General features: G+C 49.6%; 18 protein-coding genes and 1 other annotated feature. Of the genes, 12 read left to right on the top strand and 6 right to left on the bottom strand.

The genetic code is table 11. From position 1 onward, the window contains the following. Nucleotide 1: 1 nt before the first annotated feature. Nucleotides 2–1,411: an NADP-dependent phosphogluconate dehydrogenase gene (gene gndA, locus MKY82_RS10185; RefSeq protein WP_339296043.1), complete on the top strand. Its 1,410-nt coding sequence runs from the start codon at nucleotides 2–4 to the stop codon at nucleotides 1,409–1,411. Between the two features lie 141 nt (nucleotides 1,412–1,552). On the opposite strand, the gene MKY82_RS10190 is transcribed toward gndA, so the two are convergent. Beyond that, nucleotides 1,553–1,936 (bottom strand): hypothetical protein, encoded by a 384-nt coding sequence (locus MKY82_RS10190; protein WP_201259450.1) that lies wholly within the window; start codon nucleotides 1,934–1,936, stop codon nucleotides 1,553–1,555. A gap of 242 nt (nucleotides 1,937–2,178) precedes the next feature. Here MKY82_RS10190 and MKY82_RS10195 point away from each other — a divergent pair, with 242 nt between their 5' ends. Continuing rightward, the gene (locus tag MKY82_RS10195; RefSeq protein WP_194545110.1) at nucleotides 2,179–2,655 is read left to right on the top strand and encodes a shikimate kinase; all 477 of its coding nucleotides are present in this window, start codon (nucleotides 2,179–2,181) and stop codon (nucleotides 2,653–2,655) included. A gap of 131 nt (nucleotides 2,656–2,786) precedes the next feature. Here MKY82_RS10195 and MKY82_RS10200 read toward each other — a convergent pair whose 3' ends face one another. Then, on the bottom strand, nucleotides 2,787–3,095 hold the full coding sequence (locus tag MKY82_RS10200) for a rhodanese-like domain-containing protein (protein WP_174819205.1): 309 nt from the start codon (nucleotides 3,093–3,095) through the stop codon (nucleotides 2,787–2,789). 167 nt (nucleotides 3,096–3,262) lie between these two features. Here MKY82_RS10200 and aroA point away from each other — a divergent pair, with 167 nt between their 5' ends. The 4 genes from aroA (at nucleotide 3,263) to ptsP (ending at nucleotide 8,862) form a co-directional block, all read left to right on the top strand. After that, the gene (gene aroA / locus MKY82_RS10205) at nucleotides 3,263–4,555 is read left to right on the top strand and encodes a 3-phosphoshikimate 1-carboxyvinyltransferase (protein ID WP_339296044.1); all 1,293 of its coding nucleotides are present in this window, start codon (nucleotides 3,263–3,265) and stop codon (nucleotides 4,553–4,555) included. Nucleotides 4,556–4,606: 51 nt separating this feature from the next. After that, the gene (locus MKY82_RS10210) at nucleotides 4,607–5,029 is read left to right on the top strand and encodes a CoA-binding protein (protein WP_071223669.1); all 423 of its coding nucleotides are present in this window, start codon (nucleotides 4,607–4,609) and stop codon (nucleotides 5,027–5,029) included. Between the two features lie 189 nt (nucleotides 5,030–5,218). After that, a complete protein-coding gene (locus MKY82_RS10215; protein ID WP_339296045.1) occupies nucleotides 5,219–7,102 on the top strand; it encodes a glucose PTS transporter subunit IIA in 1,884 nt (627 codons plus the stop codon). After that, nucleotides 7,099–8,862 carry a phosphoenolpyruvate--protein phosphotransferase gene (ptsP, locus tag MKY82_RS10220; protein WP_194541727.1) on the top strand — a complete coding sequence of 588 codons (1,764 nt, stop codon included), beginning with the start codon at nucleotides 7,099–7,101 and terminating at the stop codon, nucleotides 8,860–8,862. The genes MKY82_RS10215 and ptsP overlap by 4 nt, the downstream gene beginning before the upstream one ends. Before the next feature lie 159 nt (nucleotides 8,863–9,021). Here the strand turns inward: ptsP and MKY82_RS10225 are convergent, their stop codons facing one another. Next, nucleotides 9,022–9,549, bottom strand: coding sequence for a type 1 glutamine amidotransferase domain-containing protein (locus MKY82_RS10225; protein WP_220686001.1), 528 nt, complete (start codon nucleotides 9,547–9,549; stop codon nucleotides 9,022–9,024). Nucleotides 9,550–10,091: 542 nt separating this feature from the next. Here MKY82_RS10225 and MKY82_RS10230 point away from each other — a divergent pair. From MKY82_RS10230 to MKY82_RS10245, 4 genes are all read left to right on the top strand, one after another. Beyond that, on the top strand, nucleotides 10,092–10,253 hold the full coding sequence (locus MKY82_RS10230; protein WP_233354805.1) for a hypothetical protein: 162 nt from the start codon (nucleotides 10,092–10,094) through the stop codon (nucleotides 10,251–10,253). A 95-nt stretch (nucleotides 10,254–10,348) separates the two neighbouring features. Continuing rightward, the gene (gene ytxJ / locus MKY82_RS10235) at nucleotides 10,349–10,696 is read left to right on the top strand and encodes a bacillithiol system redox-active protein YtxJ (protein ID WP_339222869.1); all 348 of its coding nucleotides are present in this window, start codon (nucleotides 10,349–10,351) and stop codon (nucleotides 10,694–10,696) included. Between the two features lie 93 nt (nucleotides 10,697–10,789). Continuing rightward, nucleotides 10,790–11,800 carry a catabolite control protein A gene (gene ccpA, locus MKY82_RS10240; RefSeq protein ID WP_071223674.1) on the top strand — a complete coding sequence of 337 codons (1,011 nt, stop codon included), beginning with the start codon at nucleotides 10,790–10,792 and terminating at the stop codon, nucleotides 11,798–11,800. A gap of 115 nt (nucleotides 11,801–11,915) precedes the next feature. After that, entirely contained in the window at nucleotides 11,916–12,617 is a 702-nt protein-coding gene (locus MKY82_RS10245) for a 5'-methylthioadenosine/adenosylhomocysteine nucleosidase (RefSeq protein ID WP_220686000.1), read from the top strand. A 111-nt stretch (nucleotides 12,618–12,728) separates the two neighbouring features. On the opposite strand, the gene MKY82_RS10250 is transcribed toward MKY82_RS10245, so the two are convergent. Continuing rightward, nucleotides 12,729–13,361 carry a GNAT family N-acetyltransferase gene (locus MKY82_RS10250; protein ID WP_339296046.1) on the bottom strand — a complete coding sequence of 211 codons (633 nt, stop codon included), beginning with the start codon at nucleotides 13,359–13,361 and terminating at the stop codon, nucleotides 12,729–12,731. 285 nt (nucleotides 13,362–13,646) lie between these two features. On the opposite strand from MKY82_RS10250, the gene acsA reads away from it, so the two are divergent. Beyond that, nucleotides 13,647–15,371 carry an acetate--CoA ligase gene (gene acsA, locus MKY82_RS10255; RefSeq protein WP_071223677.1) on the top strand — a complete coding sequence of 575 codons (1,725 nt, stop codon included), beginning with the start codon at nucleotides 13,647–13,649 and terminating at the stop codon, nucleotides 15,369–15,371. A 189-nt stretch (nucleotides 15,372–15,560) separates the two neighbouring features. On the opposite strand, the gene MKY82_RS10260 is transcribed toward acsA, so the two are convergent. Continuing rightward, on the bottom strand, nucleotides 15,561–18,668 hold the full coding sequence (locus MKY82_RS10260; protein WP_339296047.1) for a transglycosylase domain-containing protein: 3,108 nt from the start codon (nucleotides 18,666–18,668) through the stop codon (nucleotides 15,561–15,563). A 144-nt stretch (nucleotides 18,669–18,812) separates the two neighbouring features. Further along, nucleotides 18,813–19,071 (top strand) — a binding site (T-box leader). A gap of 51 nt (nucleotides 19,072–19,122) precedes the next feature. On the opposite strand from MKY82_RS10260, the gene tyrS reads away from it, so the two are divergent. Continuing rightward, nucleotides 19,123–20,376, top strand: a complete 1,254-nt coding sequence (gene tyrS / locus MKY82_RS10265) for a tyrosine--tRNA ligase (RefSeq protein WP_339296048.1) — start codon at nucleotides 19,123–19,125, stop codon at nucleotides 20,374–20,376. 85 nt (nucleotides 20,377–20,461) lie between these two features. On the opposite strand, the gene rpsD is transcribed toward tyrS, so the two are convergent. Then, entirely contained in the window at nucleotides 20,462–21,064 is a 603-nt protein-coding gene (gene rpsD, locus MKY82_RS10270; RefSeq protein WP_071223680.1) for a 30S ribosomal protein S4, read from the bottom strand. Nucleotides 21,065–21,337 lie beyond the last annotated feature (273 nt).

Genomic DNA, 21,337 nt, shown 5'->3' on the forward strand with positions numbered 1-21,337 from the left:
GATGTCAAAACAACAAATCGGTGTGATTGGCCTTGCTGTAATGGGAAAAAACCTGGCCCTGAACATCGAAAGCAAAGGCTTCACCGTTTCCGTATATAACCGCTCTCCGCAAAAAACGGAAGATATGCTGAAGGAAACCGAAGGCAAGCAAGTGAAGGGGACGTTCTCGATCGAAGAATTCGTGGATTCCCTTGAAACTCCTCGTAAAATCCTGATCATGGTACAAGCGGGACAAGCTACGGATGCTACGATTGAACAGCTGATTCCACATTTGGACAAAGGCGATATCATCATCGACGGCGGTAACGCTTATTTCCCTGATACACAGCGCCGCAGCAAAGAACTGGCTGAAAAAGGCTTTAATTTTATCGGTGCTGGGGTTTCCGGCGGCGAAGAAGGCGCATTGAAAGGTCCATCGATCATGCCTGGCGGACAAGAAAGTGCCTACAAGCTGGTTGAGCCTATTTTGACGGCTATTTCCGCTAAAGTTAACGAAGTGCCTTGCTGTACATATATCGGACCAGACGGTGCCGGCCATTATGTAAAAATGGTTCACAACGGTATCGAGTATGGCGATATGCAGCTTATTTGCGAAGCTTACCAATTGCTGAAGGACGTACTCGGCCTCGATGCGAAGGATCTGCACGGAATCTTCACAGAGTGGAACCAAGGCGAACTCGATAGCTACCTGATCGAGATTACGGCTGACATTTTCTCCAAATATGACGAAGAAACCGGCAAGCCGATGGTTGACGTGATTCTGGATACGGCGGGCCAAAAAGGAACAGGTAAATGGACAAGCCAAAGCTCCCTGGATCTGGGCGTGCCGCTGTCCATGATCACCGAATCCGTATTCTCCCGTTTCTTGTCCGCAATGAAAGAAGAGCGTGTGGCAGCAAGCAAAATCCTGAATGGTCCAAAAGCAGCTGCATTTGACGGCGACAAAGCCGAATTCATTGAAAATGTGCGCAAAGCGCTGTTTGCAAGCAAAATCGTATCCTATGCCCAAGGCTTTGCACAGCTTCGCGTGGCATCCGATGAGTACGGCTGGAACCTGCAATACGGCAACCTCGCTAAAATTTGGCGCGGCGGCTGCATTATCCGTTCCCGATTCTTGCAGAACATCACGGATGCCTATGAGAACAATCCTGAGCTGAAGAACCTGCTGCTGGATCCGTTCTTTACCGATATTATTGAATCCTATCAAGATGCATGGCGTAAGGTTGTTGCTTCCGCGGTATCCTTGGGCATCCCGGTTCCTGGGTTCTCCAGCGCGCTTGCATACTACGATAGCTATCGCACCGCAAACCTGCCGGCAAACCTGCTGCAGGCTCAGCGTGACTACTTTGGAGCTCACACGTTTAAACGCGTGGACAAAGAAGGCACCTTCCACTATAACTGGATGGATTAATTCTGCCTCTATGGCAGCATGAATGCCATCCTCCCTGGATGGATTAATTCTGCTTTTTCTAGCAGCATAAATGCCATCCTCCCTGGATGGATTAATTCTGCTCTCTATGGCAGCATGAATGCCATCCCTGATGGAGCCATTTCACTCTGGGGAGCTAGAATGATTTCCGTTCGCCGGGGGAGAGATCAGAGATTCAACCGTACGGGCTTGAGAAGGGGAGTGCGCCTCCGCCAGCTCAGGAAGTCCGTGCATGGCTTCTAAGAGACAGGTGCGGATGTCGTGGTTCTTTGTATGGATGTGGTTTCCGCTTCCGAGCAAGAGCAGCGCGGCTTCGCAGTAACTGTTGAAATTTTGCAGCAAACGTGGCTTTGAAAGATCCAGCAGTGCAGGATCCTTCAGAGCCACTTTTTTTTGGACAAAATGAAGCACCCAGATCACATCTTCGCGGCATAACGGGTAGGCGGGGTCGAGAATCCGGCGGATGCGCTTGGCAGCGGAAGAGAGACCGGTTGGACGAAAAGACATAATATATTCACTCCTTTCTTCTAATCTTGTATTCTTGTAATTAGTATATGACAATAGGGAACCAGATAGACTCGATAAAATTGGAGCTTTACTTGGGGGTTACTCGCATAAGAACAATTTAGAGAGTCAGGTCCATTGTCGAAAGATTTGGGGCTGTGGTATGATATGAGCAACCTTTACAGTGAAGCAGCAAATGGGGTGTCAAATTGGATAAGATAGGTAGGAACATCATTCTGATCGGGATGATGGGTACGGGCAAGTCAACCGTAGGGCGTCTCCTGGCAGACACGCTCGGCTACACCCTGATCGATCTGGATGCGGAAATTGAGAGGATGGAAGGCAGAACGATTTCCGAGATGTTTGAAGCGGATGGAGAGCCGTATTTCCGTGAGGCAGAATCTGTTGCACTGCGCAGCGTTTTAGAACGGAAAGGCATTGTCGTAGCGTCCGGCGGAGGAGCCGTGCTTCGGTCCGAGAACTGTGATGTAATGAAACGTGGTGGCTGGGTCGTTGCTCTTACAGCGGATGCTGCCAGCATTGTTGAACGGGTACGTGGTGATGCCAATCGGCCGCTGCTTGCGGGGGATGTCGAAGATAGAGTTCGGCGTATCCTGGATGAACGAAAGGACAAATACCTGTTTGCGGATGTCATAGTGGATACGGTTGGCCGATCCGCGGGGGAAGTAGCGACTGACATTTTAACGCATTACCGCGGCTAAGATGGCCAGCGAACGGCCTGAGGCGATGAGCATGAATCAGTTTCTATGGGTGACTCTGTAATTGTACTTGGGTCGGATCATGCAAAAAAAGGCGGGAATCACGATCATCCCGCACCTTCTTCATGGCCTGTCTATTCTTCATCGTCATGCCACTGAAGCATGCCGCCTTTCATGTTGATTACATTAGTCAAGCCCTGGTGATTCAAAAATTCGCATACGTGTTGACTGCGACCACCGCTGCGGCAGATGAAGACGACCTCCTGATCGCGCGGAATTTCGTCCAGACGATTCGGAATCTCGCCCATAGGGATATGCTTGGCACCGCTGATCATGCCGGCTGCAACTTCTTCATCCTCGCGGACATCAATCATGTACACATTTTCGCCGTTTTGAAGCCGGCTTCTAAGCTCCGATGTTTCCATTTGAGGGATCGGTTTCATCATATAGACCTCTTTTCTGATAATAAATGATTAAGATCGTAACGATCTGATTTTCCAGTTCACATGAACTATGATAACCAAGCGGTTCTTTCCCTGTCAATTTATACTAAGGGAGATTTCAAGGTTGGTTCATCATAACCTAATATATACAAGGAGAGATACATACGATGGATGTAATCGTCAAGCCTACGCCTATATTAAACGGAGAGATTGGAGCGTTATCCTCCAAGAACTATACAACTCGTTACTTGCTGGTAGCTGCACTTGCCGAAGGAACGAGCACGATCTATTACCCAGCTCATAGCGAGGATAGCGACGCCATGAGACGCTGTATCCGGGATCTCGGGGCCGTGATCGAGGAGGATGAGGAGAAGGCGGTCATTACGGGCTTTGGCAAATCGCCACGGGATGTGAAGGAACTGAACGTCGGTAACGCCGGCGCCGTTTTGCGCTTCCTCATGGGCGTCACGGCGTTGTCTAAAGAGGTTACCTTTGTCAATACCTATCCGGAATCACTGGGCAAACGTCCTCATGATGATCTCATTGAGACGCTTGGTCAATTGGGCGTGGAAGTGGAGCATAATGAAGGCAAACTGCCGATCACGATTCGTGGCGGTCAGCCGAAAGGCGGAAAGCTCACCGTATCTGGCGAAGTGAGTTCGCAGTACTTAAGCGCACTGTTGTTCTTAACGCCGCTGCTTGCCGAGGACAGCGAGATTACCGTTACCGGTGATTTGAAATCCAAGGTCGTTATCGGTCAGACCCTGGAAGTGCTGGAGCAAGCGGGCATTACGATTCACGCAGCGGATGATTATACATTCTTCCGGGTTCCTGGCGGTCAATCCTACGAAGCGAAGACCTATACCGTTCAAGGCGATTATCCGGGCTCTGCTGCCGTCCTGGCGGCGGCTGCGGTCACGCAGTCGGATGTAACCATCCGCAATCTGTCAGAGGACAGCAAGCAGGGAGAGCGGGCTATTATTGACGTCCTGCGGATGATGGAGGTTCCCCTCACGCACGAGGACGGAAATGTCCATGTCCAGGGCAACCGAACCCTGAAGGCTTTGGAATTCGACGGAGATGCAGCGACGGATGCGGTTCTTGCGATGGTAGCAGCAGCTGTGTTTGCGGAAGGAACCTCCCGATTCTACAATGTGGAGAATCTCCGCTATAAGGAATGCGACCGGATTACGGATTATTTGAACGAATTGCGCAAAGCCGGAGCCAACGTTGAGGAACGCCAGGCCGAGATCATCGTTCACGGCCGTCCGGAAGGCGTCGAGGGCGGCGTGGAGATCAATGCCCATTATGATCATCGGGTCATTATGGCCCTGACTGTGGTCGGACTTCGCGCACATCAGCCGATCCGGATTAAGGATGCGCATCATGTGGCCAAGTCGTACCCGCAATATTTCGATCACATGAAGGCGCTTGGAGCCAATGTAGAATGGGTAAAATAAAGGAATAGCCAAGCGGCTCGTCTATTACGAATGGAAAGGTGGTCATAAAGCATGGCATTTGAAAATCCTACGCGCGAAGAAATCGCGGATATTTTGCGAAACGCAGGCAATATCGCTGTTGTCGGTCTGTCTGACCGGCCGGATCGTACATCCCATATGGTTTCGGCTGCGATGCAAATGCGCGGATACCGGATTATCCCGGTTAATCCTGGTGCAACAGAAATACTTGGGGAGAAGAGTTATCCATCCCTGAAGGACATTCCGGAGCCGATCCATATCGTCAATGTGTTCAGACGCAGTGAATATTGTGCCGATGTGGCGCGGGAAGCTGCCGAGATTGGAGCTAAGGTGCTCTGGCTTCAGCAGGGCATTATCAGTGAAGAGGCGGCGGCCATCGCGGAGAAGAGCGGCATGATTGCCATCATGGACCGCTGCATCAAGGTGGAGGATTCCATCGCTTTGGGCGGGCGTTAAGATTTGAGTTGGTGAATCGGAATTAGGAGCAAGCCTTATGATGAAGCAGCCGCTGGCAGACTGGACACGATCCGGGCCTGCCGAGGCACTGCTCGTGAGGCTTGCTTTTCTATGTGGCATTTGCCCTGATTTCTTTTTGACAAAAACAGGCGCAGCGCTTACCATCAAGGATAGAAAGGAGGGCTCGCCTTGAATTGGTTGGGATCATTACAACAGCTGGGCAGAGCAGTTATGCTCCCTACAATGGCGCTTCCGGCGGCAGCTCTCCTGCTTAGCGTGGGGAGTCTGCCATGGTCGGCGTGGGGCTTCGGAACCTTGGGCGAGATTGCCCAGGCAGCGGGGCACGGCGTGTTTTATTATATGCCGTATTTATTTGCCATCGGTGTCGCATGGGGGCTCTCGAACCAGGGAGGACCCGCAGGGCTTGCCGCTCTGGCTGGCATGTTCATTTACGATCAGGTTATATCCCGTCTCGGAGACGGGAGTGTACAGCCCTCGACCTTGATTGGTATTATTTTTGGGGTAATGTCCGGTTACGTTTATAACCGGTTCAAACATATTAAGCTTCCAGAAGCTATACAGTTTTTTGGGGGCTCCCGATTTGTGCTTTTGTTCATGGGACTGTTCTCCACGATATTTGCATGGATCATGCTGGGGATGGCTCCCATGGTACAGCGCGGATTAGATGCTTTTTATGATCTGACCGTACATATGGGGGCATTCGGATTATTTCTCTACGGAATTTTGTACAGGGTACTGACGGCATTTGGTCTGCATCACTTGTTGAATAACGTCTATTGGTTTCAGCTGGGCTCGTACGAGACGGAAGACGGTACCGTCGTTCAGGGGGATTTGCCCCGATTCTTCGCGGGTGATCCGACAGCGGGCGACTTCATGGCCGGGTTGTTCCCGATTATGATGTTTGCCCTGCCGGCGATTGCATTTGCCATTATTCAAGAGGCGCGGGAAGATTTGAAGCCGAAGGTGAAAAAAACGTTTATGCGGTCCGCGCTCGTCTGTTTTTTGACCGGGGTATCGGAGCAGATCGAATTCGCGTTCTTATTCGCGTCTCCTTATCTGTATGTGCTCCACGCCCTGATGGCCGGTTTCGCGATGGTGCTTACCTATGCGTTTGATATCCACCACGGGTTTTCATACTCGGCTGGATTTATCGATTACGTACTCAATTTTCACTTGTCGCAGAACGCCTGGATCATCATACCGATCGGGGCCGTATACGGCATCGTTTACTATTTTTTGTTCCGCTGGGCCATTCGCACCTTCGAAATCCCGACACCCGGGCGTGAAGAAGGCTCGGCGCTGGAAGGCCGGGCAGGAGACATCCCCTATCAGGCACCGCTTATTCTGGAGGCGCTTGGTGGGAAAGACAACATCGTTCAGGTCCAATCCTGCATGACGCGTCTTCGACTGACCGTATACAATGACCGCCAGATTGATTCGGACGCACTGAAATTGCTCGGTTCAGCCGGCATCATCAAGCTGGGCGGCGGGAATGTCCAGGTGGTATTCGGGACGTATTCCGAGCTCATCCGCGAAGAGATAAATAAGCTGATGCAGCAAGATTTACCGCGCGTTCTGTTCAGCGCGCCCGTACAGGGACGCATGCTTCCGATTGATGAAGTACCGGATGATATTTTTGCCGCCAAGCTTGTCGGCAACGGCGTGGCGTTCATTCCGGAAAAAGGGGAACTTGTATCCCCGGTATACGGAACCGTGATGCATGTCTATCCGACAATGCATGCCATTGGCATTTCAACGCCGGATGGACTCGAGGTGTTGATTCATATCGGGATCGATACCTCTCAACTGAAAGGACCGTTTACAGCTGTGGTAAGCGAAGGGGATACTGTCGAGCCGGGGCAATTGCTGGTCAAGTTCGATCTGGCATATTTAAAGACACATGCCGCATCACTGGCCACACCGATGGTGATCACCAATCCCGATAAAGTAAGATCTTGGAGCTTTGCTCCATTCAAGTCCGTTAAGAGAGGACAGTCATCTGTCATGTCCGTCGTATTAACTGAGAGTAATGCTGGGGGTAGAGAATCATGATACAAGGCATTGGCGCAGCAACAGGCGTAGCGATCGGTAAGGCTTTCGTACTGCCGCATTGGGAGCTGGACCTTCCGGATTCCGAAATGGATGCTGTCGATTTAGCCAAAGAGTTCGAGCGCTTATATGAAGGCATACGAACCTCCAAGAATGAAATTGAATATATCAAGAACGAATTCAAGGAAATGGTGGGGCACGAGGAGTCGCAGATCTTTGATGCGCATCTGGCTATACTGGAGGATCCCGTATTCATGAACGAAATTCAAGGGATCATCGAGCGCCAGTACAAGGCTGCCGAAGTAGCAGTTAAAGAGGCGATCGATCATTTCGTATCCATGTTCGATTTGCTGGACGACGAGTATATGAAGGAGCGGGCACTGGATATTAAGGATGTTGGTAATCGGCTGCTCAAGCATCTTCTCGGTGCTCCGGAAGTCAAGCTTCCGGCTGATACGCAGCCTTATATTTTGGTTGCGAAGGAACTTTCTCCGTCTCAGCTTGTGCATCTTAACCCTTCCCACGTTCTTGGCATCGTGACGATGACGGGTGGCAAGACCTCTCACTCGGCAATTATGGCCCGCGCTCTCGGCATACCGCTTGTATCCGGGATTGAGAACAAGCTGGATCATCCGATCCAGACCGGACAGCATCTGGTTGTGGATGGGGATGAAGGCTTGCTGTATTTGGAGCCCGACACGCTGGTTGTAGAGCGTTACGAAGGGATCCGAGAGCAGCAACGGAAAAAGAAAGAGCAGCTGCAGCTCCTGGCAACCGTTGATGCGGTTACGAAGGATGGAACATATTTCAATCTGGCCGCGAATATGAACTCCGTTAAAGAAATGGAGATTGCGCTGAAGAACGGCGCACAGGGAGTCGGATTGTTCCGGACGGAATTTTTATATATGGATCGCCACAACTTTCCTTCGGAAGAAGAGCAATTTGAAGTGTATAAACTGGTTGCCGAGAACGCAGGTGAGTCCTCGGTCGTGATCCGTACGCTGGACATTGGCGGCGATAAACAGTTGGATTACTTCGGGCTGCCGGAAGAAGAGAACCCTTTCCTGGGTTATCGCGCCATTCGTATCAGCCTGGATCGCACAGAGCCGTTCCAGACCCAGCTGTCCGCCATTCTGAGGGCCAGCGCTTTTGGTAACGTCAAAATCATGTATCCGATGATATCCTCGATAGAGGAAGTCAAGCAGGCTAATGCCGTGCTGCGGCGTGCGATGGCCGATTTGGACCAACGCGGCATCGCATACGATCCCAACATTAAGGTCGGCATCATGATTGAGGTGCCCGCGGCAGTTACCATCTCGGATCTGTTGGCAGAGGAAGCCGATTTCTTCAGCATCGGGACGAACGATTTGGTTCAGTATGTGCTGGCGGTAGATCGGATGAACGAGCAGATCGCGCATATGTACCATCCATTTCATCCTGCGGTCTTGCGCATGCTTCGGACGACGGTGGAGGCTGCGCATGCGGCAGGCATACCGGTCAGCGTGTGCGGAGAAATGGCTGGGGACGAGCGGGCGATTCCGATATGGCTGGAGCTTGGCGTTAAGGATCTAAGCATGTCGCCGCAATCCTTGCTTCGCGTGAAGCATCGGATCTTGAATACCAATGCGGCAGAAGCGAAGGGGGAGGCAGCGGCTTGCTTCAAATTGCGTACCAGCTCCGCTGTCGAAGAGCGTCTAAGCGCGTTTGCCGAACGCAGCAGTTATCTGAACGGAACTAACGGTACGGACAGCACGGCCTCTTAAAAAGCCAACCTCAAGAAGAAGGATGTCGTTACAATTTTCATGTTTCTTTTTTGAGTGGACAAGCTAAGCTATACCCGCATGAAAAAAACAGCTGCCTATCTCACCAGGAATCCTTCTTGGTGAAATGAGCGGCTGTTTTTGTGTGGTGCAGGGGAGCTTTCAGCCTTGCTGTGCCAGAGCATCGCAAAAAGCTTTGCCGTACGGCGGCAGATCCGGTGGACGGCGGGCGGAAATAATATGACCGTCAGTCACGACGGCTTCATCCTTCCAGATTGCACCGGCATTTTCCATATCGTCGCGGATCCCCGGTGTGGAAGTAACCGTAACGCCGTCCAGGATTTTGGCAGAGATGAGTACCCATCCGGCGTGGCAGATCTGTCCGATCGGTTTTTTGTCCGCATTCATTTCTTTAACCAGTTGAAGGACTTTATCATAACGGCGCAGCTTGTCCGGCGCCCAGCCGCCCGGAACGAGAATTCCATCATAATCCTTGCTGTTCAGCTCTTCAAATGAATATTCGGCTTGAGCGGGAACACCATATTTGCCCGTGTAAGTTTTTCCTTTTTCCAACCCGGCAAGATGGACTTCCGCCCCTTCCTCACGGACCCGGTAAACGGGATACCATAGTTCCAGATCCTCAAATTCTTCGTCTACAAGCGCTATTACCTTTTTTCCAGCCAATCTCATGATTGATATAACCCCTTTCTCGCAGATTTCCTCATGTATCCGTATGACTGTTCTTATTGTAACAAATATGGAGGGCAGTTTCATAGGAACGAGCAAAGAACAAACATTTGGAAACATATCTGGTAAATAAAGCATTATCACAAATTAGCAGGATTCTTTGGTATGATAGTCGAATAGAACTAGTTTAGGTGACAGATTTGTGACATAGGCTGTTGGAATTAGATTACGTGATAGGATTTGGGGTGGGCATTTTGTTCAAAACCTGCAACTGTGGACAATGGATGAAGTTGGAATTAAGAAAGCTGATTCATGAAAGAAAGACTCGAATATATCATGTTCCTGTTTATGCCTGTCAGGCTTGCAAGAAGTATGAGCTTCTGCCTCTTATTAAACCGGATTTACTTCGCTATCTCGCATCGATTAGCAATGAGACTAGACGAATACACGTTTCGTTCGCAGATGTTAATGAGTCTGCATACGTACTTCGAGAAGTGTTCCGTACATACGATGATGATTCGTCGGTAGAATGGCAGACACGCTGTATGGAAGTTTTTGATGAGCGGATCAATATGCTGTTGGATCTATTCCGTTATGCCCAGAGCTTGGGCGACGGTGACTGGATGAGACAAATTGAGGGGCGGCTCGAGCAGTTAAGCACGATTAAATCTCTCGTTCCTGAAAATTCGGGAAATTATGCAAGATAATTTTCAGAAAATTTTCGCGGTTGTTGGATTTTTCACGCACTTTTTGTTAGGATAGAGGATAGGAACTTCAATACAATGAAGGGAATGTATATCCTATGGCGACGTTGACGAAAATGACTACTATAAAAGAGTTGCGCAGCACCCTTGAATCTTCGGAGCAGAGGCCCTTGCTGATGTTCAAACATAGTACCAGATGCCCAATTAGCGCCGGAGCCTATAAGGAAGTGCAAGCTTACCTGGAGGACCAGCCGAACGAGCGGATCGACTATGTATGGATTGATGTCATTGCCGACCGTCCGGTGTCGAGTCAAGCTGCGGAAACTCTAAGCATACAGCACGAATCGCCACAAGTTATTCTTGTAAAAGAAGGAGCGCCAGTCTGGCATACATCCCATTCCCATATTACGGCTGAAGCGCTGAAGGCTCAATTGGACGGCATCTAATGCCGTGTCGTTGCACAAAGCAGTAATTTGTCGTATCATAAATTCAATTGGTATTGAACGAATGAAAATCTATTGGCAATGGAGAGAAGGAATTTGACGGTAACCATTTACGATGTTGCGCGCGAAGCAGGCGTTTCCATGGCGACGGTATCACGGGTTGTAAACAATAACCCGAACGTTAAGCCTCAGACCCGGAAAAAAGTATACGAAGCGATTGAACGTTTAGGGTATCGTCCGAATGCGGTAGCCAGAGGTCTGGCCAGCAAGAAGACCACAACCGTCGGCGTTGTGATCCCTGACATTTCGAACTCGATCTTTGCGGAGATTGCCCGTGGTATTGAGGATATTGCTAACATGTACCACTATAATATAATTTTGTGTAATGCCGACAAACGTAAGGAAAAAGAAATCCGCGTTATCAACACATTGCTTGAGAAGCAAGTGGACGGTTTGTTGTTTATGGGTGGAACGGTGACGGACGAGCATATCCAGGCGTTCCAGACATCGGCTGTGCCGATTGTTCTTTGTGCGACAAGTGACGAGAGAGGTTCTTACCCTTCTGTTGACATTGATCATGAACAGGCTGCGTTTGATGCGGTAAACACTCTGATCCGGCACGGGCACCGTGAGATTGCCATGATCAGCGGCACGCTTCAGGATCCGGCGAACGGTTATGCACGTTTCCAAGGCTACAAGAAGGCGCTGGAAACTGCCGGCATCGAGTATCAAGAGGATCTGGTGCGTATTGGTAACTATCGCTATGAGTCCGGCGTGGAAGCGATGAAATACTTCCTGGGACTTAAGAAGAAACCGACAGCTATTTTTGCTGCTACCGATGAGATGGCAATTGGCGCTATTCATAGCATTCAGGATGAAGGCTACAAAGTGCCGGATGATTTCTCTATTATCAGCGTAGATAATATTCGGATGGCTTCGATGGTTCGTCCACAGCTGACAACGGTAGCTCAACCGATGTATGATTTGGGAGCCGTAGCTATGCGCTTGCTTACCAAGCTGATGAAGAAGGAGAATGTGGAGAATCCTCGCGTGATTCTGCCGCATGAAACGATTCTTCGGCTTTCGGTTAGTCATGTGAACGAGTAAGAAGTGTGAATGAAAGCAATTTAGACATCTATTGATTTGAAGAAAGCTCCTGGTTTTAAGGGGCTTTTTTCTGGTGGGATTATTTTGTGGTCTTGAATTCAGGAGGGATATCGGTATGACAACACAGGTTATTGGCCTAATCGGGGCCATGGACGAAGAAGTGGAAATGCTGCTCAGTCAACTGGAGAATAAAGAAATGGCAGTCCGTGCAGGGGTTACATATGCTTCGGGAACGATTCATGGCAAGCGCGTCGTTGTATGCAAGAGCGGAGTGGGTAAGGTGAATGCCGCGGTTACTACGCAAATCTTGATTGATACTTATGGCGTTTCCAAAATATTGTTTACCGGCGTAGCAGGCGCGCTGCATCCGGAGCTGAACATTGGCGATATCGTCATCTCTTCCTCCTGCATGCAGCACGATATGGACGTGACGCCGCTCGGCTTTGCGCGCGGCGTGATTCCGTATCAGGCAGTGTCTGATTTTCCTGCTGATCCCTCGTTGATCGAGCTAGCAGAGGAAGCGTGCAAAGAGCAGGCGGCGAATCATTACGTCATCGGAAAGGTTCTTTCGGGCGATCAGTTCATTGCCAGTCGTGATACAGTACGGACGCTTCACGAGGATCTGAACGGGGTTTGCGCGGAAATGGAAGGCTCTGCCGTTGCCCAGGTATGTTATATGAACGGTGTGCCTTATGTGGTAATCAGATCCATGTCGGATAAGGCTGACGGTTCTGCCCATATCAACTTCCCTGAGTTTACCGTGAAAGCTTCCAAGCGTTCACACGAAATCGTGAACTACATGCTGGGCAAACTCTAGTAAAAACTTTGTGTAAGTGGTAGGCATACATATCCAGTATGCATCTCTACAGACAAACTCCCCGAGGGCAAGCCCTTGGGGAGTTTGTTTTTTTATTTATTGGGTATCGACTTAATACATAAACCGCTGTCTGAAACGGATACGATCGAATTGTTCTTGTGATGAAAGCGGTACGTGCCGTCCGATTCTGACCATGAGACAGTTGGCAGGATGGGAGCAGATTTCCGGATCGTCGGTTGCGTACCACTCCATATCTACAATTTTCATTAACCGCTCCATCATTTTGCGGTAATCCCATACGTTAAGGCCGCTTCCTTTAAGATCCCAATGCCAGTAGTACTCGGTCGTAAACACGATGTAACGCTCCATCTGTTCTTCTTCAAATGCAGTCTTTATCATCTGCTGCCCAAGTCCCAGAGAACGGTAATCTTTCGCTACCTCGATGGCACCAAGTTCAATCAAATCTTCCATATTGCCCTCAGACCAGCGTTCCTGCTCATCCGGGTGATGAAACGTTACATATCCAACGATCATATCTTGGTCTCTCGTGATGATGATTCTGCCTTCGGGCAGGCCTGCAATTTCCACCAATGCCTCATGCTGCTCCGAAGGACGACGAAATGCCTTGAGATCAGGGTGCATGGTTAGCTCGGATAGTTGCTCGGGAGGTACAGGTCCTTCGATGATCAGGCGGCGGTCTTCAGGGAACAAAACATGAGACTGGTATACCTTGCAGTGTTCCATCCGTTACGCTCCTTTCAATTCCATACCCTACTTATAGCAAAAAAATAAAAAAATGAAAAGCAATGACAGGCAAACGAGAGCTATGATATAATCTTTTCGACATAAAATCTTCACATTTGTGTCGTACTTAACGATATGTTTCCTTGCGAATTCAGGGGTTAATGACTCGATGACTGCGACAACGTGACGACCCACCGCAATGTGTAAAATGTATGTTTCATTCAATCATTTTGTAAGCGCTGTCCACTATGAGGAGACCGATTTGAGAATGAGGAGGATGTTATCATGAATCAAACGCATAGCGAAATATTGCCAAGTGAAGTTTCACATTCCAATATGAAGAGTTACGAGCAGGCACGCTCCGAGTTTTCATGGGACGAAATCGAGAGACATTTTACTTGGTATGAGACGGGCAAAGTGAATATGGCCTATGAAGCTATAGATCGTCATGTGGCAGAGGGGCGAGGAGATAAGGTAGCTCTCTTGTATAGTGACGCCAATCGTGAGGAATCTATTACTTATGCGCAGTTGAAAGAAAAATCCGACAAGTTCGGTAATGTACTCCGTAAATATGGTGTTGGCAAAGGTGATCGGGTATTTATCTTTATGCCGCGCGGTCCTGAGCTCTATGCCGGTTTGCTGGGCATTCTGAAGGTTGGCGCCGTGGTCGGCCCATTGTTCGAGGCGTTTATGGAGACGGCTGTAAAGGATCGTCTGGAGGACAGTGGAGCGATTGCACTGATTACGACGCCTGCACTGTTGTCACGCGTGAAGCGAGACGAGTTGCCTGAACTGAAGCATATTTTTGTCGTGGGCGAGATTGAAGAGGAGGACCCGCGGCTAGTAAGCTACCACGAGGAAGTTGAAGCTGCATCAAGTGAGCTGGAGATTGAATGGCTTGAACGGGAAGATGGATTGATCATGCACTATACGTCAGGCTCTACCGGGAAACCGAAGGGCGTGTATCACGTGCAGAATGCCATGATTCAGCATTATTATACGGGCAAGGTTGTTTTGGATTTAAGGGAAGATGATATATATTGGTGCACGGCGGATCCGGGCTGGGTTACCGGTACGTCCTACGGTATTTTTGCACCATGGTTGAATGGAGTTACCAATGTCATTCGCGGAGGCCGTTTCAGTCCGCAGGATTGGTACAGCACTTTGGTGAACAATAAGGTAACGGTATGGTACAGTGCTCCCACCGCCTTCCGCATGTTAATGGGTGCCGGCTCCGAGCTTATCGACCAATATGATCTTAGCCATGTACGGCATATTTTATCCGTTGGTGAGCCGCTTAATCCCGAGGTGGTGCGTTGGGGACACAAGGCTTACAAGCAGCGTATCCATGACACATGGTGGATGACAGAGACTGGCGGACAGTTGATCTGTAATTACCCGGGCATGGCGATCAAGCCAGGATCCATGGGACGCCCGGTGCCGGGCATTACAGCGGCTATCCTGGACGATCAGGGGAAAGAAGTGGCTCCGTACACGATGGGGAACTTGGCAATCAAGACACCTTGGCCGTCCATGATGAGAAAAATTTGGAATAACGAGGCGAAGTATGAAGAATACTTCCGAATTCCGGGCTGGTACATTTCAGGTGATTCGGCATATATGGATGAAGAAGGATACTTCTGGTTCCAGGGCAGAATCGACGATGTGATTAATTCGTCCGGTGAGCGAATCGGACCGTTCGAAGTCGAGAGCAAGCTGGTTGAACATCCGGCTGTTGCTGAAGCAGGCGTGATCGGTAAGCCTGATGTTACTCGTGGTGAGATCATTAAAGCCTTTATCTCTTTACGTGAGGGGTATACACCTACTCAGGAGCTCAAGGATGAAATTTACCGTTTTGTGAAGGAAGGACTCTCCGCCCATGCCGCGCCTCGTGAAATTGAGTTTAAGGATAAACTTCCGAAGACGCGCTCCGGTAAGATTATGCGCCGCGTACTGAAAGCGTGGGAGCTGGATCTTCCGACAGGGGATCTGTCCACGATTGAAGATTAAAAGCGTGATCAAGACAGGGCTGACAATGAAGATGGTAACCACCATTTTCATTGTCAGTTTTTTTGAGACAGGCGCTTTTCCTTTTACCAAAAGAATGAACTAGACTAGAAGTTTTTGCTTAAGCCAAAATAAAACCAGCCTTTCCAACAGATGATCTCTGTAGAGGGGCTGGCTTTTTAATATTTCTGTCTATTTTTTCTCAAAATATACGGCCGGTGAAGCAGCAGATTCACCGATTGGATTTACGGCAGTTATTCTAAAGGTACCGCCGATTGGGTTACCGGAGGAGTAATAGAACTCCGTGCTCTTACTTGAGCCAAGAATCTGGTAATTGCCGTCACTATTTGGACTGATGTAGATGTTGTAGACCATAACCTCTTCCTCTGGAGCATTGCCGCTCCAGGTGGCCTGAAAGCCCTCAGGGGTAGCTACAAGGGTCGGCTGACCTGGTGCAGACGGTACGGTAGCAGCACCTTCATTCCCAAGTTCCAGATCGATATCGGGATCTCCCTCAGTCAAGCCGTCATCCGGATTATCGATGTCGTCATCCGGATTCGCATCGTTGTCGCCCGGTACTTCGAATCCAGGCGCTGTGCCGCCCACAATGGCGCTTGGCTCAGATACTTTGCCGGCAACGTCAACGGCGACAACGTAATAAGAAGTAAACATTCCGTCAGCTCCAAGTCCCGAGAAGACAAGACTCTCATCGCCAAGCACGACCTGCCCTTGATGTGTATACGGACTTCCGTTAACGGACTTAAAGAGCCGGTATCCGACAACATCAGGAGATCCGCTGGCATTAAAGCTGATCGAGCCGCTGCCCATCGAATAATGAACGTTTTTCGGTGGAGTAGGGGCTTTGCCATCATCCGTTCTAGGGTCGAGCCTGCTTGGCATCCCTTTCTTCGCGTCCTGCGGCAGGTAAGATTCCAGTGATCTCTTTTCACCTTTCATGACCTTCAGGGCGTTCTGCAGCTCTATAATCAGCTCATCGATGGGTTTCTCGCGCTTGATTACGATTTGTTCTCTCAACATATCCAGAGGCGTTGCTTCATGTGGAATGTAATTTACACCCCGATAGGTGATATATTTCGCTTTTGCGATGCCATCATCGCTTTCGGTAGGCACAAACTTCACATTAAACAGATCCGTTACGAATCTGTCCGTTAAGGCGGTCGGCAGTTTGCCGCTGTACGCCGAAACCGTTTTGGAGGTTATGCCTTCAGGCTTCTCAAACGTTTTGGTTGGGAACAGATCCGGCTTAACGTCGGTTGCTTCGTTCATGATTCTTGCCCAAATGGCCTGTGCGTGCTTGCGCTGGTCTCCAACGAGCGTATTTTTTTGTTCTTTATATCCGACCCATACGCCAAGCGTCACATCAGGCGAGTATCCCATGAACCAGACATCCCCGTAGTTCTGGGTAGATCCGGTTTTACCAACGACCGGAACCTCATTGAATTTCTTGTACGTGTCTCTGACCTTGCTGCCTGTTCCGTTCGTGATGACGGTTCGGAGCATATCCGTCATAAGATACGCTGTCTGCTCGGAGAACACCTGCTCCGGTTTTACTTCATGTTTATAGACAATATTGCCTTTGGAATCCACGATTTTCTCAATCATGAAAGCATCCGTGAATTTGCCTTGATTGCCGATGGAACTGTATGCATTGGTGAGTTCTTCTACGGTCACGCCGTAATGAAGCCCGCCGAGTACACCTGTTGAAGCATTATAATCGTCCTCCTCCAAGGTAGTGATACCCAGCTTCTTGGAAAACTCCCAAGCCTTCTCGATGCCGACCGTGTTGTTAAACAGTTTGAGGGCCACCGTATTGGTCGAATCGTTCAATGCCTGTCGTGCCGTCATCAATCCTCTGTACCCGGTGTACGAGTTTTTGGGAATATGGAACACTTTGCTGTAGTCCTTTAAGATGATGGGGGAATCGTCCACCACGCTGGCAGGTTGAATCCCTCCCGAATCGAGTGCCGGTAAATAGGCGGCAATAGGTTTCATGGCAGATCCAGGTTGTCGTTTCATTTGTGTAGCGTAGTTCATTTGTTCTGTGTTAAAATCCCTGCCCTCAATCATGCCGAGAATGGCGCCGGTTTTGTTGTCGATCATCATTGCGGCGGTCTGCTCCATTCCTTTTTCCTGGCTGTCAGGCAAGTAGTTGCTGTCATCCTCCGCGATGGATCGCATGGTCTTGTATAGTGTCCGGTCGATGGTGGTGTAAACACGGTAACCGCCGGTGCTGAGCTGGGCCCGGGAAGCATCCATCAGATCGGAGTTCGCTTGCGTGCCTTTTGCGTTCTCTTCCGCTTCCTCGCTCAGCTGCATCAGAATATTCGATGCTTGACGTTCTACTTCCATCATGAGATAAGGATAAGTCACATAGGCCTTCTGCGTGCGAGGAGCAAGCGATTTTTTGATATCGAATGCCTTGGCCTCTTCATATTCGGCTTGCGTTATTTTGCCTTCTTCCAGCATGCTTGCCAGCACGCGGTGTTGCCGGTTTACTGCCCGTTTAAATGCTTTCTCGTCAAATTCTCCTTTGCCGTTGAAGGCCGAGTAGGAGGATGGAAGCTGCGGCAGACCCGCCAAATATGCAGCTTGAGCCACGTTCAGATCATCCAGCTTGTTGATGTTGAATATTCCTTTTGCGGCAGCCTTGATCCCGAACAGCTGGTATCCGCTGGAACCATTCCCGTAAGGAACCTTGTTCAAGTAGGCTGTTAAGATTTGGTCTTTACTCAAAAAGCGTTCCATCCGCATGGCAAGCAGCATTTCTTTTACCTTGCGGTTATCGGTTTTGTCGCGACTTAAAAAAGTGAGCCTGGCCAGCTGTTGCGTCAACGTGCTGCCGCCGGTTTGAACCGGTTCGTTCAGGACGCGTTCTTTTACGGCGCGAGCGGTACCTTTTATGTCAACACCCTTATGTGTATAAAAACGGTTGTCTTCTATGGATACGACGGCATCCTTAACAAGCTGGGGAATATCCTTGAATTCCACAGGTCGTCTGTCTTCTTCGGTTCTAAGCTGCCCGATCGGTGAGCCATCCGCGAAGTAGGCGAAGCCCGTTATGGCATTGTCGTTCACCGTATTCTCGATGAGAGCTCTGGATCTTACCGGCTCATTCTCAACAATAGAGGTCACGTAGCCAGCTACGGCTCCTCCGGCGAACAAAACGCCCATCAGACCCACCACAAAGAGCCATCCGATGACGGATCCGAGCACCCGCAGAAAGGACCGTTTACGCGGTTTCTTCTGTTTTTCAGGCTCTTGTTTTTTCTCCTCAACCATGAATGTATACTCCTCCTTTTAACGCACCTATTATAGCATAAATCGAAGGTTTTGAATCATGTGTCCTTATATAGCGTGTCCTTTTTTGAGGAAGATTGACTTTTTCGGAAAGCATATGATACAAATAATGCAAAGTTCATATCGTGAAAAGCTTTGAAGGACCCCAGTAGAAGGCGGAGCCTTTCGTTTCCAGAGAGTCGGTGGGTGGTGCAAACCGATAACGAGCCCCTTTGAATTACCGTCCGGAGCTGACCGGGGGAAAAGGAGCCGTATACCTGTGCGGCTGTTACAGTAGTCCGGTTCCGGGATGACAACCCGTTATGGCAATGAAGTGAGAATTCGTTCCTTGTGGTAACGGATTCTAATTAGGGTGGTAACGCGAGCGCTCCTACTCGTCCCTTGGGATGAGTAGGAGCTTTTTTGCGTTCATAAATAGAGGGAGGCTTGCGGAAACATGAAATGGGATGGTATATCGAACGTTCAGCAGCAAGAGGTGGAACGGCAGATGGAGGTGATCTCCCGTGGAGCAGTGGAGATCATCCCGGAAGAAGCGATGAGGCAGAAGGTGATGAAATCGGTTGTAACCGGCGAGCCGCTGCGCGTGAAGCTGGGAATGGACCCGTCAGCGCCCGATCTTCACGTCGGGCATACCGTCGTGCTGCAGAAGCTGCGTCAGTTCCAGGAACTCGGACATGAAGTACAGCTCATCATTGGGGACTTTACCGGCAGAATCGGAGATCCGACAGGCAAATCCGATACGCGTAAGCAGCTGTCGGAAGAAGATGTTAGACGGCATGCGGAAACGTACAAAAAACAAATATACAAGGTATTGGATCCTGAAAAAACGAAGGTATATTACAACTCCGAGTGGCTTGCGCCGATGACTTTTGCCGATGTGGTCAGCTTATCGGCAAAGGTGACGGTGGCACGGATGCTCGAGCGCGATGATTTTACCAAACGGTATCAGAGCGGGCTTCCGATCAGCATCCATGAATTTTTTTACCCGTTGATGCAGGGGATGGATTCTGTGGCGCTTAAGACCGATGTCGAGCTTGGTGGGACGGATCAGAAGTTTAACTTGCTGATGGGACGCACCCTGCAGAAGGAGTATGGCTCAGAGCCTCAGGTTGCAATCACGATGCCGCTTATTGAAGGGCTCGACGGCGTACAGAAGATGAGTAAGAGCTTGGGCAATTACATCGGTATCGATGAAGAGCCGAATGAGATGTACGGTAAGTCCATGTCCGTTCCGGATGAGCTCATGCTCAAATACTTCAGCTTGGCCACGGATATGGCAAGTGAGGAGGTAACCAGCTTGGAGAAGGGGCTCCGGGACGGAGTTGTCCATCCCCGGGATGCCAAGATGAGTTTGGGGCACAGACTCGTTCGCATGTATCATGGGCGGGAGGCTGCGGATGCTGCACAGCAGCATTTTGTGACGGTATTCCAGCAGAAGGCACTTCCTGAAGACATTGAGGTTTACATGGTACCCGAAGGAGAATTGAAGGAAGGAAAGATTATGCTTATCAATCTACTGACACTGCTCGGTTTTGCCGCTTCCAATGGCGAGGCTAGACGGAGCATTCAGCAGGGGGCCGTAAAATGGAATGGGGAGAAATGCAGCGACATTTACGGTGAGATCGTGCCTCAGGATGGGGATGTGGTTCAAGTGGGCAGGCGTAAATTTGCCAGACTGAGGCTTTCTTAAGCTTATTGAACCTCGGGAGGATTCAATTAGACAGCAAAAACCCTGAAGGCCAAGGCCTTCAGGGTTTTTAGATTCCGAGTTAATTTTAACGGTTGTAGAATTCGACGATTTGTTTCTCATCGATATCTTGGGAAAGTTCGGAACGTTCTGGAAGACGGATGTATTTCCCTTCCATTGCTGCTTCATCAAATTCGAGGTAAGCTGGAAGATGTACACGGTTAGCCAAAGCTTCCTTGATGGAGGAAAGGCCGCGGCTTCTTTCACGAAGACCGATTACATCGCCAGTGCTTACAGCGTAAGAAGCGATATCGACTTTCTTGCCGTTCACAGTCACGTGACCGTGAGCTACCAATTGGCGAGCACCCGCACGGGAGTTGCTGAAGCCAAGACGGTAAACCAGGTTGTCCAGACGGCTCTCAAGCAGGAACATAAAGTTCTCACCAGCGATACCTTTCATGCCAGTTGCTTTGTTAAACAGGGTTTTAAATTGCTTCTCGCCCAAGCCGTACATATGACGCAGCTTTTGCTTTTCTTGAAGCTGCATACCATAGTTGCTGACTTTTCTCCGTTGGTTAGGACCATGCTGACCTGGAGGGAAAGGGCGTTTAGCCAATTCTTTACCTGTACCGCTTAGGGAGATTCCCAGACGACGGCTTAATTTAAATTTAGGACCGGTGTAACGTGCCATGTTATATAGACTCCTTTTTAATTAAAGTTTCATTAGGGCTCTATTTGCGCCGTATTTGTTTGCTCTACCGAAATCGCCGGAAGATCTGCCAGGAAAGTTCAGCCGCTGTCCTGTCAGTAACAAATAACGTGAGGGTGACACAACCCGCCCAAATTCATGGAATGCATTGCATTCTTACTCAACAATAAATATTATATGAAGTAATGATATAAAGTCAAGTTCAACCTGCAACTTACTATAACTTGGATTTTGTCTAATTTTGTCGATAGGTCC

This window comes from Paenibacillus sp. FSL W7-1279 (genome assembly GCF_037969845.1).
Taxonomy (GTDB): Bacteria; Bacillota; Bacilli; order Paenibacillales; family Paenibacillaceae; genus Paenibacillus_AQ.